This is a genomic window from Klebsiella sp. 141198, from assembly GCF_050600785.1.
GTDB lineage: Bacteria > Pseudomonadota > Gammaproteobacteria > Enterobacterales > Enterobacteriaceae > Klebsiella > Klebsiella aerogenes.
The window spans coordinates 497179-514617 of the sequence record NZ_JAQIRM010000002.1; the positions used below are offsets into that span (position 1 = coordinate 497179).

Annotated in this window: 12 protein-coding genes; 1 reads left to right on the forward strand and 11 read right to left on the reverse strand. The window is 42.3% G+C overall.

The window, feature by feature from the left end:
• Positions 1 to 18: 18 nt before the first annotated feature.
• The 5 genes from PGR10_RS07760 to PGR10_RS07780 are packed head-to-tail and all read right to left on the reverse strand — an operon-like array spanning position 19 to position 4719.
• Positions 19 to 1155, reverse strand: coding sequence for a glycosyltransferase family 4 protein (locus tag PGR10_RS07760; protein WP_430923293.1), 1137 nt, complete (start codon positions 1153 to 1155; stop codon positions 19 to 21).
• 6 nt (positions 1156 to 1161) lie between these two features.
• A complete protein-coding gene (locus PGR10_RS07765) occupies positions 1162 to 2052 on the reverse strand; it encodes a glycosyltransferase (protein ID WP_430923294.1) in 891 nt (296 codons plus the stop codon).
• On the reverse strand, positions 2049 to 3200 hold the full coding sequence (glf, locus tag PGR10_RS07770) for a UDP-galactopyranose mutase (protein WP_113373501.1): 1152 nt from the start codon (positions 3198 to 3200) through the stop codon (positions 2049 to 2051). Before glf ends, PGR10_RS07765 begins: the two co-directional genes overlap by 4 nt.
• Before the next feature lie 11 nt (positions 3201 to 3211).
• Positions 3212 to 3952, reverse strand: a complete 741-nt coding sequence (locus PGR10_RS07775; RefSeq protein ID WP_045391802.1) for an ABC transporter ATP-binding protein — start codon at positions 3950 to 3952, stop codon at positions 3212 to 3214.
• Positions 3952 to 4719, reverse strand: coding sequence for an ABC transporter permease (locus tag PGR10_RS07780; protein ID WP_087860464.1), 768 nt, complete (start codon positions 4717 to 4719; stop codon positions 3952 to 3954). The genes PGR10_RS07775 and PGR10_RS07780 overlap by 1 nt, the downstream gene beginning before the upstream one ends.
• Before the next feature lie 965 nt (positions 4720 to 5684).
• Here PGR10_RS07780 and PGR10_RS07785 point away from each other — a divergent pair.
• Positions 5685 to 6689, forward strand: coding sequence for an NAD-dependent epimerase (locus tag PGR10_RS07785; protein ID WP_087860463.1), 1005 nt, complete (start codon positions 5685 to 5687; stop codon positions 6687 to 6689).
• A 258-nt stretch (positions 6690 to 6947) separates the two neighbouring features.
• On the opposite strand, the gene ugd is transcribed toward PGR10_RS07785, so the two are convergent.
• The 6 genes from ugd to PGR10_RS07815 form a co-directional block, all read right to left on the reverse strand.
• A complete protein-coding gene (gene ugd / locus PGR10_RS07790) occupies positions 6948 to 8114 on the reverse strand; it encodes a UDP-glucose 6-dehydrogenase (RefSeq protein WP_113373500.1) in 1167 nt (388 codons plus the stop codon).
• A gap of 223 nt (positions 8115 to 8337) precedes the next feature.
• On the reverse strand, positions 8338 to 9690 hold the full coding sequence (locus PGR10_RS07795; protein WP_228302325.1) for a TolC family outer membrane protein: 1353 nt from the start codon (positions 9688 to 9690) through the stop codon (positions 8338 to 8340).
• 23 nt (positions 9691 to 9713) lie between these two features.
• Positions 9714 to 11045: an HlyD family type I secretion periplasmic adaptor subunit gene (locus PGR10_RS07800; RefSeq protein ID WP_430923295.1), complete on the reverse strand. Its 1332-nt coding sequence runs from the start codon at positions 11043 to 11045 to the stop codon at positions 9714 to 9716.
• Between the two features lie 52 nt (positions 11046 to 11097).
• Positions 11098 to 12873 (reverse strand): type I secretion system permease/ATPase, encoded by a 1776-nt coding sequence (locus tag PGR10_RS07805; protein WP_430918316.1) that lies wholly within the window; start codon positions 12871 to 12873, stop codon positions 11098 to 11100.
• A 254-nt stretch (positions 12874 to 13127) separates the two neighbouring features.
• Positions 13128 to 15719, reverse strand: coding sequence for a beta strand repeat-containing protein (locus tag PGR10_RS07810; protein ID WP_430923296.1), 2592 nt, complete (start codon positions 15717 to 15719; stop codon positions 13128 to 13130).
• A 510-nt stretch (positions 15720 to 16229) separates the two neighbouring features.
• Positions 16230 to 17291 (reverse strand): glycosyltransferase family 4 protein, encoded by a 1062-nt coding sequence (locus PGR10_RS07815; RefSeq protein ID WP_411325142.1) that lies wholly within the window; start codon positions 17289 to 17291, stop codon positions 16230 to 16232.
• Between the last annotated feature and the right edge of the window lie 148 nt (positions 17292 to 17439).

Here is a 17439-nt window from a genome sequence, read left to right on the forward strand (position 1 = left end):
TAACCGTATCATTATTTTTCAGCGCTGGAACAGTTCTTCATATACTTGTAATGTTTTATCAATAACAATTTCTGATGTATAATGATTGACAATATTTTCCCTGGCATTGATACCCATTTTCTGTCTGTCATCATCTTCATTTATCAATGCTTTAATTCTCGCGGCCAGTTCTTTGACATTTTTGCGTTCAACTATATAACCATTATAGCCGTCTTTAATTAGTGAGTTACACCCACCATTATCATAGACAACACAAGCTCTACCTACGGCACCAGCCTCAAGCAGAATTCGTGGTACACCTTCGGGATATACAGAAGGAAGAGCAACAATATTTGCCCCAGCAATCAATTCTCTAATATCATCTCGAGTACCTAACCAGACAATATCTCCCGCTGCGTGCCATTTTTCTATTTGCCCCAAGGTAATTCCATCGTCGTCATTCTCAACGAGAATACCTGCTACGTGGATGGTACAATCTATCCCTTCTAACTTTAGGATTCTTTTCGCCTTAATGAGGTCAAGTAATCCTTTACTGTGTAGCATGCGGCTGGCAAAAAGTATTGTTCCATGTGTCAATTTCGGCTCTTGCTGGTAAGAAAAATAACTGGTATTAACACCTGCGCCGTCAATGACCTTTGCCTTCTCCTCTTTGACTCCTAGCAGAGAAAGTATTTTTCTTTTATCTTCTCGGTGTTCAAATATGATTTTACAATCGACATTTGAGAACAAGTATCGATACAATCTAAGCACCAGCCAACGCAATATTTTAAAAATGAGTTGCTCACTTTCAAATACCCGCCCTAAACCTACAAAACTATAAACAAGTTTAGTTTTATGATATTTTGCCCACAGGCAACTTATAATGCCGGGTTTAATCGTAATACAATGAAGGATGTCAGGATTAATCGTTTTCAATATCTTCGAGGCATTTAAAAAGCCTTTGATAAAAGCAAATGGATTGATGCTTTTCTCATTAATTTGACTATTGATACAGTGAAATCCTAATGCAGAAAGTCTATCTGAAATTGCATCATCTAAAAAATTAGCAATAACATAGACATCATATCCATTATCTAAAGCAGCAATTCCTCTTTCTAGCCAATGAAGCTCAAAATACCAGGCAGAGTTTACAAAATAGCATAACTTCTTCTTCATAGCGGATTATGCACCTCTACCTTTTGGCTTCCAGAAACCATCCTTGATTCCATTATAGACATTAATCATACATTCTTTCCGCTTGTCATGTTTCAATGCTGTGAATATATACTTCAATAATCTTAATGAAACATCAAACAAGGTGAAAGGCGAATCATCCTGGAATATTTTACGGGACAAGATAAGGTTTCTGCTTAAATAATATAATTTCCATGGCGCAATTAATTTATTCGTAGTATCAATATCATGGACAATACATAATTCAGGAAGGTATATAATAGGTGTATGCTGTAGAACCAGATGATGACCAAAGTAAACATCGTCATAATAGATAAAAAGCTCATCATATATAAACGATATAGATTTCTTTAGTGTTTCCTGACTAATCAACATCCCTACAAATGAAACACTCACCACGGTCTCTTGTTTATGGCCGTCAGGAATAAAACGTGCAGAATTAGCTCTGTAAGCTATATTACCCAAAATGCCATTAGGAATTTTCTTCCAGGGTATATTCATTTTGCAGTAATTGCCTGAAGTATCCACCACCGTGCAGACATAAACATTTTCAATTGATAGGTCAAGGGCCTGAAACGCAACGCCAAAATTATGATTCGGATATGCATCGTCATCGTAAAACAGAACCCAATCAGTGTTCAAATTTTGCGTTATCCATTGCGCTCCGTATTTAAAACCGCCAGCCCCGCCATCATTCACCTCTCGATGTAAAACTTTAACTCGCTCATCGCAAACAGAATCAAGATAGGCTTGAGTATCATCGGTTGATGCATTGTTAACCACAACTATATACTGAAAAGGCAACGCCAGCGTTGCCTCAATTGTTGTTTTTAACTTTTCTAACCGATTATAAGTGACGATTAGAGCAGCTACATTCATCTGACTTTAACCGTAAATACAGGCATCACTGAATTCTGTTCTAATGACTTAAGATAAGTTCTTCCCGTTTCCAGAGCTTCAGCAATAGTTACGTCCATATCAAGATAGCGGTATGTCCCCAGACGACCAACAAAGGTAATATTTGCTTCTTTTTCAGCGCGATCGAGGTAATTTTGCAGCATGGCCATCTCACCTACCTGTCGAATTGGGTAGTATGGAATATCCTCAGGCTCACATGCTCGACTAAATTCGCGGTAGCAGATTGATTTCTCGTGACTCTCCCATGGAGCAAAGTATTTATGCTCAGTAATACGAGTGTAAGGCACTTTTTGCTCACCATAATTCATTACCGCACATCCCTGATAATCACCTTCGGTTCGGAAAGCATCGAAATCCAGGGTACGATAGCCCAAGCGCCCCATATCGTATTTATAAAAACCATCCAGCGCGCCACTATAAAATACATGATCATATTCGCCACGAGTGGTCTCATCATACTGGGTGTTTAAAGCCACAGTAATATTTTTGTGATCTAATATCTTATCAACGATTACCGTATAGCCGTCTTTTGGCATTCCCTGATATTTATGATTAAAGTAGTTATCATCATAATTGAATCGTACAGGCAGACGCTTAAGAATTGAAGCCGGGAGCTCCGACGGAGACATTCCCCACTGTTTGATGGTGTAACCTTTAAAAAAGGCTTCATATAGTTCTTTGCCGACAAAACGCAGTGCCTGCTCTTCAAATGTTGCAGGTTCTTCTATCGTTTTATCACTCTTCTCATCAATTAATTTACGCGCTTCGGTTGGGGAGCACGTAGTATGGAAGAACTGATTAATTGTGTGTAAGTTGATTGGTAAGGAAAAGACTTGCCCATTGACCGTCGTCTTCACCCGGTTCACATACGGCATCATTTCCGTGTATTGGTTGATGTACTCCCAAACTTCAGCATTGTCAGTATGGAAAATATGAGGGCCATAAGTATGAACCATAACATTGGTTTCACTATCTCGCTCACTATAGCAGTTACCAGCAACATGCGGCCGGCTGTCAATAATCGTCACCTGATGACCAGCTTCAGCCAATAAGCGACCAATAACCGCGCCTGAAAATCCTGCGCCGACAATAAGTACATTCTTCTGCATTAGTTTTTCCATCAAGCCATTGAGGCTACATATTCATCAACAATTGAGCTTGCCTCACCGATCGCTTTCAACCGATGATTTTCAACCCACACAACTTTATCGCAAATCTGCATGACATCTTTCATGCTGTGGCTAACAAACAGGATTGTTACCCCACGTTTTCTGAACTCATTGATTGTTTCAATGCATTTGCGTTGAAATGCGATATCACCAACCGCAAGGACTTCGTCGATAATCAATACATCTGGATCAACCTGACTAATTACTGAAAAGCCTAGTTTCGCCAGCATGCCACTAGAGTATACGCGAATAGGCTCATCAATAAACTCGCCTAGCTCTGAGAACTCGATAATTTTATCAAGCCGCTTGTTTACTTCTGCTCTGCGTAACCCCAGTAAGGTGGCATTAAGTTTGATATTTTCGCGCCCGGTCAGTTCCGGATGAAAACCGCCTCCCAACTCCAGCATCGAAGCCACGCGTCCGACAACTTTAACCTCGCCCTTACTTGGCTTTAGCACACCAGCAACGAGACCAAGGGTAGTACTTTTGCCTGCGCCATTGCGTCCAATCAATGCAACTGATTCACCCTTATTAACGGTGAATGACACGTTTTCGATCGCCAGATATTTGCGACCTTTTAGCAAATTAAAGGCCCGACGCGGATGAAAAAACAGATCTTTAATGCCAGAGCCAATATGATGATATAGAGGATACTCTTTTGTTACATTGCAAAATTCAATAACAGCTGTCATCACAAAATCTCTGCAAATCGATATTTTAATTTATTAAAGACCCACACCCCTAGCAGCAATACAACCATGCCTGATGAGTATAGATAAGTGATATGCACATAATCCAGGTTGCCATTCATAAGCAGATCTCGCCAGGCCATAATCATGCTAGCCAGTGGATTATAATCAATGATCCAGGTAAATTGTTGCGGGATCATATCGGAATTATAGAGTATCGGGGTACAGTAGAACATCAACATAATACCTAAAGCGACAAATCGCTCCAGGTCACGGAAAAACAAATTTAGCGTTGAGAAAATTAGAGCAAATCCAAATGTAAAAATAATTTGACCGATCGCCAGTAGCGGAATGCCCCAGAACCAACTAAGCGATGGCGACATACCATAAATATAAAGAAATACTGCAATTACAGGAATTGTACACAAGAAATGTAACCCTTCCATCATTACATTGCTCAAAGGGATAACCGAGCGTGGAAATACTGTTTTCTTAATAATCTGCGCGTTGGAGATAAATGAATACAATGAATTGGTTGCTGAACTTGCAAACCATTGCCATGGGAACAATCCAGTGATTAGAAAAACGGTATAATTTGGAATTTGTACTCTCATTACCATTTTAAAAATAAAATAGTAAATCATCGCAAATAATAAAGGGTTTGCAATAGACCATAAATATCCAAAGATGCTACTTTTATAGCGAACTTTTAAATCTTTATTAGTTATCACAACAAGTAGATCAAATAAATATCCTAATTTAAACTTCATTATTTGCACTCATTTTTTTGAAATCGACCACGCAACCATACTCACCATTATTACCTCGGAGGAAATAGTGCATAGCTATAATATCAACATAATTATTATATAGTTACCAAAAGCGGCCGTTGCCTTTTAACCCACTGTATGGATAAACCCTTCTCAGCAACCATACGCAGTTCCACATAATAGCGTACTATACACCATCATTTAGAGTATGTTACGGGGGGAACTATACGGCCACAAATGATTAGCTTTCTCATTTTGACCTGCTTCAGCCATCTATCTCACCAATCAGAGACACGCTACCGCCATTGGCTATCGCAACCAAAGCGCGCAGAACAAGTCTAGAATTTTATAAATCTTCATAAACTTCAATGCATTACAATCTAAATGCTACCGCAAGAGCCTATGAACTCGCTCTATCTCAAGCATCATTCTTGAGCTCAATCTGAGAGCGGTCACTCTCTCTGCTTTAGAGGCAACTTGCCATCAGGTTAGTCTCATTTCAGACAACGGACCTGGCAACGGAGATGCTTAACTTTAAGTGAGTTGCCCCATTCGGCAGCATCATTAATGTTAGTGGTATACTTGTCTATTATGGTAATAAAATCAGAAAGTTGCAATGTGAGCTTCTCAAGCGAATACCATATGAATGAAACAGCAGCATAGTATACTCCCGGCCTATAAGATTAAAAGCGAAAAAGCAGGATTGACTGGCAAAGAAGATACATACACCAGGTAAGTACAATGCCATTTAAACGTTTGTTACAACTTAGAAAACTTGCTCACCAATGAGAATAATTTTCACTCTCATAATTGGACATGGCGTGCGCTTTACCGGGCGGTTTAGCTTTAAATGTTATTCTCCCCATCCTTTCCAAGCCAACCAGTAAACAAGATGATCGTTACCTCCCCCCTGTGTAAAATAGGCGCCTATAAGTAGTGGGACATCATGATCCTGGAGGATATAAATGAAATTTTTAGTCACTGGCGCTGCTGGCTTCATCGGCTTCCATGTATGTAAACGCCTGCTGGAAGCTGGTCATGAGGTTGTCGGGATCGACAACATGAATGACTACTACGATGTGAGCCTCAAACAAGCCCGCCTGGATCTTCTGAAAACGCCTTTGTTCAGTTTTCACAAAATTGATCTCGCCGATCGGGTTAACATGGAGCAGCTTTTTTCTAGAGAGAAATTTAATCGCGTAATCCACCTTGCCGCGCAAGCCGGCGTACGCTACTCACTGGAAAACCCGCACGCTTATGCTGACGCCAACCTGATGGGGTTCCTGAATATCCTTGAGGGGTGTCGCCATACTAAAATCGAGCATCTGGTCTACGCGTCATCCAGTTCCGTTTATGGTTTAAATCGTAAGATGCCGTTCTCAACCGATGATTCGGTAGATCACCCAGTATCGCTTTACGCGGCAACCAAAAAAGCTAATGAATTGATGGCGCATACTTATGCGCATCTCTATGGAATTCCAACAACCGGTCTGCGGTTTTTTACCGTCTATGGCCCATGGGGACGTCCGGATATGGCATTATTCAAGTTCACAAAAGCCATGCTCGAAGGTCAAAGCATCGACGTATACAACTACGGAAAAATGAAAAGAGACTTCACCTATATTGACGATATAGTTGAAGCTGTTGTTCGTGTTCAGGATGTCATTCCGCAGCCAAATCCGGACTGGACGGTAGAAACCGGGTCTCCGGCCACCAGTTCTGCCCCCTATCGGGTCTATAACATTGGCAATAGCTCGCCGGTTGAACTAATGGACTACATCACCGCGCTTGAAGAAGCTATGGGTATGGAAGCTAAGAAAAACATGATGCCGATGCAGCCAGGCGATGTTCTGGAAACAAGCGCTGAAACTCAACCGCTGTATGATCTGGTTGGTTTCAGGCCGCAAACTACGGTCAAGCAAGGCGTGAAAAACTTCGTGGAGTGGTATAAAGACTACTACGCAATTTGATAATTTCTTATCTTCTGTTTTTACCGCAATCCACCGATTGCGGTATATTAACAGCCCATAGTGTAATCAGAGTAGTAGTTTCCTCAACGTTATATACTTCTAATTCGACAGGGATATCTTTCGATGTAGAATACAGAGATAGTCTCGTAAATGCCACGGTAGCATTAGTATTTTATTTCAGCACATAATGATGCTGCGTTTTTCTCATCATAAAAATTAAGGCAGGTAATTTTGCAAACCACCTGCCGTTATTAAAATTTAATCGTTACCAAACAGGTCTCGCGTATACACTTTATCTTTCACATCCGCCAATTCTTCTGCCATGCGGTTAGAGATAATTACATCCGACTCCTGCTTAAAAACATCAAGGTCGCGAATAACACGCGAGTTAAAAAATTCATCTTCCTTCATCACTGGCTCGTAAATAATTACAGGTATACCTTTCGCTTTTATTCTTTTCATTATACCTTGAATAGAGGAAGCACGGAAATTATCAGAGCCGCTCTTCATAATTAACCGATACACACCAACAACCTTCGGATTTTTCGCCAGGATGGAGTCTGCAATAAAATCTTTCCGCGTGCGATTTGCATCAACAATTGCCGAAATAATATTATTGGGTACCGACTCATAATTCGCCAGCAACTGTTTGGTATCTTTCGGTAAGCAGTACCCACCATAGCCAAAAGAGGGATTGTTGTAATGATTACCAATTCGCGGATCCAGACATACACCCTCAATAATTTGTTTACTGTTTAGCCCCTGGCTTTCAGCGTAGCTGTCTAACTCATTAAAATAGGCAACACGTAGTGCTAAGTAAGTATTAGCAAAGAGCTTAATAGCTTCAGCTTCAGTTGAATCAGTAAAAAGGGTCGGAATGTCTTTCTTAATCGCACCTTCTTTCAATAGGTCTGCGAATCGCTCAGCACGAGCAGAACGCTCACCAATGACAATTCGCGATGGATATAAATTATCGTACAAAGCCCGTCCCTCGCGGAGAAACTCCGGCGAGAAAATGATATTCTCAATTCCAAGGCGCTCTTTTATGCCACGAGTGAAACCAACTGGGACCGTTGATTTTATAACCATAACAGCTTTCGGATTGATAGCAGTCACATCACGGATGACAGCCTCAACAGAAGACGTATTGAAGTAATTTGTCTTGGGATCATAATCTGTCGGCGTAGCTATAATAACGTAATCAGCGTCATGATACGCATCGAGTTTGTCTGTTGTTGCACGAAAATTAAGCTTTTTTTCCGTTAAATATTGTTGGATCTCATTATCTGCTATAGGTGAAATTTTCTGGTTAAGCAAATCTACTTTGGCCTGAATGATATCCAAAGCGACCACTTCATGGTTCTGGGCAATCAGAACACCATTCGATAAACCAACATAGCCTGTACCGGAAATAGTAATTTTCATAGAGCAACACTTCTACAGTTAACGGGTGATGGCAAATCGCCACAGTAATGATGGATACTGCTGGCGTTTTACTCTTTGCGAATAGTGAAGTCAAGACGGGGACGGGTCTTAAAAGTCCCCTTCATGTGAGCATACAGATTGAAGCGTAGTATCGATACGGGTTTCAGAGATGCAAAAAACAAACTATTTTACACTCTTTCTGTTTCGAACTTCACAGTTTCACTCAAGAACGATGGAAGTACCCCGCGACTTGCATAATATCTTTTTCGCTCAGCGTACCCGAATCTCCAAGCAACGTAATCCAAGCCTTAATATAAGTGTATTTAGCTTCTGCTAAATCTCGCTGTGCAGCATAGAGTTGCTGCTCCGCATTAAGCACATCAACGTTCACCCTCTGCCCGGCGAGCACACTTTGCCGTGTAGCCTCTACCTGCGTCGTCGCAGATTTTACAGCCAATTCATAGGCCCTGAGCTTAGCCTGGCTACTAATACACTGATTAAACTGTTTACGAAGGTCGTTCATAATCGAACCGACCTGGGCGTCCAGTTCATACTTAGCCTGCCCATAACGCGCCGCAGCCTGCCTCGTCGAGGCTGCAACTCCCCCGCCAGAATAAATTGGCATTGATACCTGAACCCCAACACTGTCGGTTCGATATTTCTGATTTACCGTATTGTCGCTGCTTGAATCATTTTCCGAGTGTGATGCATATAGCTGAACTTGTGGCATAAAACCAGCCCGGTTGCGTTCAACATCATAACGCGCGGCATCCACACCATGACGTGATGAAGCTAGTTGTGGATTTCGTTCCATGGCTAGTTTTTGCCAATCATCGAATGCTGTAAAACGTAGCGGTGAGACCTGGAATTTACCCTGCCGTAACGTCTGCAATGCATCTAACTGATCGAGAGGAATTCCGATGATGACTTCAAGCTCCCGCTGAGCTGAGTCTAAGACATCTCGAGCCTCGATGACCTGAGCTTCAGCAAGACTATACCGTGCCTGAGTCTCAGCAACGTCCGTCACAGTGCCCTCACCAGCGGACATCAGGCGATCATTCAACGCAAGTTGTTCTTTATAGGCTGCCTTTTGCGCCTCAGCTAGTGCAATTTGATCTTTGGCGTATGCAACACTGACGTAAGCCGAAATGACCCGGACTGCAAGATCGAGGTATTTACTGCGATATTTTTCGTCAGCCATCAAACTTTGTGCGACTCCGGTTTTATATTTCGCATAAGCCTCATAATCAAATAGAGGTTGCGTTAGGGTCACGGAACCCGCATAACTGCGGTACTGCTGTCGTTTAGTCACATCGCTAACATTGCCAAAAATATCACTCGTCTGATATTTTTGAGTCTGCCAATTACGTGGCGCATTCTGATAATTGAGAGAGACTTTTGGTAATAACCCTGCTCGTCCAATATTTTTTGCTTCATCCCCGGCTTCCTTTTCTTTAATCGCCGCCTGAAATGTCGGGTCTTTTTCCAGCGCTAGCGAATAGGCGTCCAGAATGCCCAATGCATACACCGGTGAGGATACCACCCACACTATCGAACTAAGGGTGAGATTAATCATCTTCCTTTTCATGAAAATCACGATTATTCCTCGGTCAATGAAGTACGCGCACGATCCAAAATTGGTTTAAACAGATAACTTAACAGCGAACGGGACCCCGTCCTTACGAACACCTCAACTGGCATCCCTGGTTTGATTTCCTCACCCTGGAGCATTTTGATTCCTTCCGGAGTGACCGTTACCTGCATCTGATAATAAGCTTCCCCATTTGCTTTATCGATTAAACGGTCGGCAGAAACAAGCGTCACCGTACCAGGTATTTTAGGCGTCCTGTTTTGGTTAAAAGCAGTAAACATAAGCTCAACGGGGAGCCCGGTATATACTTTATCGATTAGTTGTACTTTCAATTGAGCATCAACAACCAGCGCAGCTTCACTGGGTACCACATCCATAAGGTGATCTCCAGCCCCCACCACGCCGCCTTGGGTAAATATATTCAGTCCAACAACGGTACCATCAACTGGCGAAATAATTTCGGTATTCCCTAGCTCAAAATTAGCCATATCCAGTTTGTTTTTATAATCATTTACATCCATTTGCGTTTGCGCTAACTGCGTTCTCACTTCACGCTGATAGTCCGCATACCGCTGGTCGATACGCTGCTGCGACTCCAACAGTTGCTTTTGTAGCTGTCCGATCCTGCCTATCGTCTCATCGATGCTGCTACTGATCTCTGCAAACTGACGTTGAGCCTCCAGATAACGGTTGCGCGGCAAATACCCTTCCGCAGAAAGCTGTTTCATACTTGTCATCTGCTCACGGATGCTGTTTAGTTGAATCTGTTTGTTCGCCCTGGAATCCTGTAATCCCTTGAGCTGGAAACGGATACCGTCAATTGACTGCCTAAAACCATCGACTTCACTACGTAATGCCTGTCGGCGAGAAATAAAAAGCTGTTGCTGCAAGGCAATTATTTCCGCTGCACGAGGCTTATCTTTGATAGCATTGAAAACGTCAGAGAATTTAATTGCATCCAGATTATCTCTTTCAGCTAACAAACGCCCCTCTGTTGCCAGTGTTGTGTAATATTGGATCTTCAGGGAGTCCACCTGCGCCTGTGCCTGCACCTGGCTCATTTGAACCAGTACCTGCCCGGTCTTGACCTTATCCCCTTCTTTAACCGCGATATTGCTGATAATACCACTGGTTGGAGATTGAATAGTTTTACGGTTTCCTGAAACAGTTACCGACCCTTGAGAGGCAACGCCCTTATCCAGAGGAGCGAAAGCTGCCCATAACAGGAAACCGCATAAACCAATCGCGATCACCAACCAACCAAAACGCGTATATTTCCGCTCATCAGTAGAATCTGATGGCACATCGCCACTAAAAGACTGATTCACTTGAGAAGACATATTCCCCCCTTTAACAACAGATAGTTGCAGCTTTTATCTGGCAAGCCGTTATTTAGTTTATTTGTGTTTTAGGGGTAACCCCGTTGCCGTCATGCGATTCACTATTAACTGCATGCATTGCCTGTTGCTGTGCTGCCTGAGTCCTCTGAGCATTATTCAAAGCCTGAAGTACCTGTTGGGTGGTACCAAACGCGTTAACCTTACCATTGACCAATAGTAACAACTTACTGGTCATTGAAAGCAAATTCGTTCGATGCGTAATCAGTACCACCGTTTTTTGCCGCTCCCGAAGAAAGGCAATAGCCTTATTAAGGGCCAATTCGCCAGCGTCATCCAGATTAGAATTCGGTTCATCAAGAACAATCAACGAGGGATCGCCATACAAGGCCCTTGCAAGCCCAATACGTTGCTTTTGACCTCCAGAAAGTCCGCTCCCGCCGTTGCCAATCACTGAGTCATAGCCATGTGGGAAACGTAAAATCAGTTCGTGTACCCCTGCCAGTTTCGCGGCAGCAATCACTTTCTCAGCATCGACGTCATTAAATCTCGCTATGTTCTCCGCTATGGTTCCAGCGAACAATTCAATGTCTTGAGGTAAATAGCCAATATGCGGCCCCAGTTCATCTTTATTCCACTGATAAATATCAGCGCCATCCAACCGAACAATTCCTTCACTTACTGGCCAAATCCCAACTAATAATCGTGCCAGGGTCGATTTTCCGGATGCACTAGGGCCAATAATGCCAAGCACATCACCCGCCTGTAAATTAAATGACACTGCGTGTAGTACCGGCTCACCCTGCGCGCCAGGCGGTTTCGCCGATACATTTTCTACGCTCAGTACCCCTTCAGGTTTCGGCAGAGACATCCCGGTGCCACGGGGTGGATTACTATCCAGTAACTTCACCAGCCGGCCATAAGATAGTTTTGCCGAGCTCCAGCTTTTCCAGACGTTAATCACTTGTTCTATCGGAGCAAGCGTTCTCCCCATCAAAATAGAACCTGCGATCATCATTCCCGGGGTAATATGACCATCAATAGCCAACCAGCCCCCCAGCCCGAGCACCAAAGATTGCAAGGATAGACGAACAAATTTCGTAATAGAATTGATACGAGAAGCTCGTTCGCTCGCGACTCGCTGACTGTTCAGAAACCGTTGATGTAAACTAAACCATCGTCCCTTGATATTTGGCAACATTCCTAACGCTTCTATAACTTCCGCATTGCGCAAGTTGGTGCTGGCAAGACTTCCTGATTGCAGCGCAAGCTTACTCGCTTCAGCCAATGGTTCTTTTGATACTATTTCATTCACCACGGCCAGCGCTATCAATATTAATGAGCCAATTAATGCAAACAACCCTAACCAGGGATTAAACAGAAAAATGACCAACAAATAGATCGGGAACCAGGGTGCATCAAAAAAAGCAAAAAGCGCGCTGCCGGTCAAAAACTGACGCATATTAGTAAGATCGTTAAGCATTTGCCCGGCATCAGCAGATTTATTTTTGAGATTATCTTCGTATGCTGCGGTATAAATACGTGTATTTAAACGCATATCTAGCTGCGCGCCAATCCGTATGACCACCATGCTACGGACGTACTCCAGCAATGCCATCATACCAAACATGGCCAGCATGATAAGGGTTAGCATCAGCAGAGTGATTTCATTACCAGAGGGTAGCACCCGGTCATAAACCTGGAGCATATAAATCGAAGGTACTAACATTAAGATATTAATGAATGCGGTAAAAACACCGACTGTCCAGAATATTTTACTGCGAGTGCGTATTACGTCCGCAATTTCATTGCGCGGTAAATAGTGCTCCACTGCTTTTTCCCTTATTTTTGTGTACCTTCAGCCACACCTCTACCGACAGTAGAGCAATCAGATCCCAACAACTCAGGCTGGAGATATTTATAATATATAGATAGGAAAACACTAAAATATCAAGCTACCAAAAAAATATTTTTTCATAATCCATGCGAAAATTAATGTTAATAAAAATACGACAGAGATCACAATAAAAAGGGGGAAGAGCATCCTCCCCCTTTTTTTATAAAACAGCCATCACATCACGCTACTCAAGCGTAGTGCAAAGTATCAACCAACTGCTGATGGGTTTGCCCGTTGAGATACACTACTGTATCGTTCGCATCCAGAGTATGGTTGTTGTTGTTATCAACAATCAGGTAGTTACTAGCCTCGTGGGAGTTATCAGTCCAGATAACCGACGCTACACCCACCTTAGCAGTAAGATCCCCATTCCCACCAATACCAAGGATTTGCCCTAACAGACCGACAACGCCGCCAACCACACCACCAACTAATGTACCTAACAACGCGTCAACAACATCAGTCGTACGTACACCATAATCAGCTACCTGGGTATGCGTGGCATCATTGTTAATAGTCAGACCTGAAGCAGTGTCAAAAATGCTATCTTTACCGCTATTAAAATCTGAAATGGTCACACCAGAGTTGACGGTGCTTGCTTTCAATTGGTAAAGGTTCGCACCGTCACCACCTGAAACAATGGTGTTACCGAGAACCTTAAAGGTATCCGCAACGCTAGTTCCTTGAACCGATAAGTTATGCCCACCACCTAACCCCAACAGATTAATAATCGTTGTTGTCACACCAGCAGCAGGAAGAATAGTCAGAAGTTGATAAAGGATTCCTTTACCAGTTCCCCCCACATTAGCATCCAGATTCAATCCTGCGGAATTTGCCGAAGCATTGATAGTCTCCAGGTTGCCGTAACCTGTGCCTACCGTCAGATTAAGCAAATGATCGCCGGTGACATTGATAGTTTGTAGTTGGCTACCGGTTCCCGCCAAGCTGATGGCGTTAGCGAAACTACCGGTACCACCCGAGCCGACATTCAGGGTTGTCAACGCAGTGGCGCCACTGCTGTTTAGGGCCAGCGAGCCTGCGTTGATATCGCTATTACTGGTTGCGGTGAAGTTAACATTGAAATGATCGGTGATACCTGGACGAAACGTAATATCGACACTACTTGCCGCAGTCGCGTTACCTGTGACTTCAAGTTGCGCAGCACTACCACCTGCCGCATTTATCACATGGACGTTATTAGCCAGACCTGACAGAACAAATCCCTGTGAACCGACGGTTGAGGTTGCTGCCTGAGTAACGTTAGAAGGAAGAGTAGTCAAGCTTGATTCGGTGGATGCATTACCCGTTAATACACCAAAATCGAATGTATGGGCTTGAGCGGTAGAACTAGCGCTAACAGTTGCTTGCCCTATATAGCCAGCAAGGTCCAGCTTTTCGAAGTTACTAAATTGCGCGGAGTTAGAAGTGATGACCGCAGTTCTGTTTAGAATAGTCCCACCCATAACGACATTTTTCGTAATAAAGTTAGCCGAAATGGTATCAATCCCAGCTCCACCATCAGCGGTGACAGATGTGCTCACCGTATTTGCCCCGCCAGTAGAGTTACCGGCCCACTTCAGCGTATCGTTACCCGTTCCGAGGTTAAACTTAGCCGTGGCGGTGGTCATATTAACAAGGTTACTCACAAGAACATCATCAGCGCCGGAACTGGCATTAAGGATCACGCTACCGTTGTTAACAACGATGTCTACCCCAGGGTTCACCCCATTATCGGACAGGTTAACAGTGGCTGCGCTTGAACCATTAATTTCTAGATTTGCCAAATGATCGGCGAATTTGAGGTTAACGGTGCTCGCCACGTTAGCATTGAGTTGCGCGTTAGTCAGAACCGCAGTTTCAGCATTAGTGAGCTGATGGCTAGCATTGGTATTGACTGTACCAGTGGCGTTGCCGCCTGTAGCGCTGGCGCTGAGGACAGCGCTAGTTTTATAAAGTAACCCGGTACCAATCTGATATTCAAAGGCATGCTGATTGGTTACAGTTGCCGCATCTGTAGCCGTAGAACCGCGTAAATCGTTGATAATTGCCTGGGTAATGGTTGCCTTATTGGTGCCGAGAGCGCTGTATTGCGCTAAAACCGCTGCACTAGGGGCGACGCCGTAAATTCCCTGATAAACATGCGTGATAAAGGCATCGCCAGTTAAATTAGAACCTTTGCTTTGAAACTCAGAAGAAGCAATTAATTTTGTCAGTAATGAACTATATGTATTACCACCGGTGGCAAGATAATTAGTCCAGTCGCCAAGCCCGCCCATGTCAACTGAACGTCCCACTAAAGAAATGTACGCAGCTTCGACTTGCTCCTTACTACTTAGAGCGACGCTCCATGTATTCCAGTTCGCTGAGCCATAGTCTTTGTACATGACTTTATTCAGCGCATTATCAAAGCTATTTTGTGCCGTTAGCGTCGCAGAATCGAATCCTGTATAATTCAGAACACCATTAATTACATTATTAAGAGCCGCGTTTAAATTTGAGCCTGTTAAAAAAGTTTGGGCGACACTATCTGCTGGGGTACTTCCCCAAATGGACGCATAGACAAGTTTAACTATCTCAAGATCGGTTTTGCCAGAATACAAAGTCTGACCCGCTGTGGATGCTAACAGGTTAGAAATATATTGTTCTTGGCTAATCGCCCCCGTACGAAACTGGCCTGCTACGGCATCATAGGTGGAAGCCGTCGTATAGGTGTTTTTCCCAAGAATTGCAAATTGTATAGCTGCAACTGCTTTTTGTGTGAGTAGCACTTGAGTAACCATTTAAGAATCCTCAAAATTTCGTATCAGGAGCAATCCAGGCCCAGAGTTATTGGGAGTTCATTGGAAGCGTTTGCATCAGCATAGATGCACCTTCCCCTTAATAAGAAAAGTCTAAAAAAATCACACCGTCAACACGCTAGAATAAAAAAATAAATTACGAATAGTTTCCATAAGTTATGCAGGTATGAATTAAAATCTCACTGCCTCACTCCCCACTAAATTCAGTAGGTAAAAAGACAAAAAGATAAACGTGTATTAGCAACGGCAGATACCATTACATAAAACAAGGATATTATAGATGTTGATAGAATAACGGAAATTTTAAGGGTACCGTCAAAAGCAGGTGTGGTAAAAGTAAAAAAAGGGGCAGGATTAGCAAATGCTGGCAGTTTGAGGTCAAAGCAAGTGGAGTTAACAATAAATGTTAATTAGCTAAAACAATTAACATTATCATGAGTAAAATAAATTTGTTGGCAGTTAATTAAGTTCGATACGAACCATAGTGTATAATTAATAAATTTTAGCAATAAGTATATTCAGCTTTTCAGCAGAACGTTCCCATGAATACCTCTCTACATTAGACTTACCCTTATCAATCAACAGGTTGCGTTCGTCAGCGTTATTATTTAATTTAATGATCGCTTTGATAAGCTCATATTTTGAGTCTGGGTCAAAGTACAACACACTATCCCCCAAAGTCTCTTGAAGAGACGCTCTATTTGAGGAAATAACCGGACAAGAGCATGACTGGGCTTCCAGTGGAGGTATACCGAACCCTTCATAATATGATGGAAAAATAAAAGCCTTTGCGCCTCTGTATAAGGCAATTAATTCTTCATCAGGTACACGCCCCAAAAAATCTATTCTTGGGTCATCAGTTTTGATATTTACACAATTAAATACCGTGTTCCTGTCACCTATTATCTTCAAATTTATATTTAAATCTGCAGATAGTACAGTTTCAATAAGACCATGAATATTTTTATGATGATTAACCGAAGATACGGTCAAAAAGTAATCACCTCCACATATTTCATTGTCCCTAACCATACTATCATCTGGTTTAAAAAAAACATTACTTACAGCATTCGGGATAATGTGAATTTTACTCGCATCACAATTATAATAATTTAATAGCTCACTTTTCGAAAAATCACTGACAGTCACTATTAATTTTGAATTCTTTAGTAAAACAGGAGTGAACAATGAGTATAACAGCCTGAAACCGAATGAAAAACTTTCAGGATAACGTATATAAGTAATATCATGTTGCGTTACAATCTGCCTTTTGAAAAACAAAGGACCACTATTGCATAAATTGACTAGCACGCAATCTTTTTGTTTTTTTAGAAAAAGCGGTAATGTAAATTGTTCCCAAAAATGACCTCTCCCCCCCTTGATTTCTTTAATACTAAAATTTGAAATGTTATAGCTTTTATCAATGGCTGACATATCAGGCACCAATACCACAACATCATGTCTCAATTTTGATAACCTAAGACTCATTTCATAAGCAAATCGCTGCACACCGGTAAGTTTTTGAGTAAGAAAACGACCATTAACATAAATCATTAGCGACCTACTTGAGGTTTATTATTATAAGAAACTTATTATGACAGGATTATAAATTTAAAAAAACCATTTTCGAAGAAAATGTAATAACTGATTAGTCATAGGTAAAAAAAAAGCCCTGTAAAAACAGGGCTTAGAAAGTAAAACT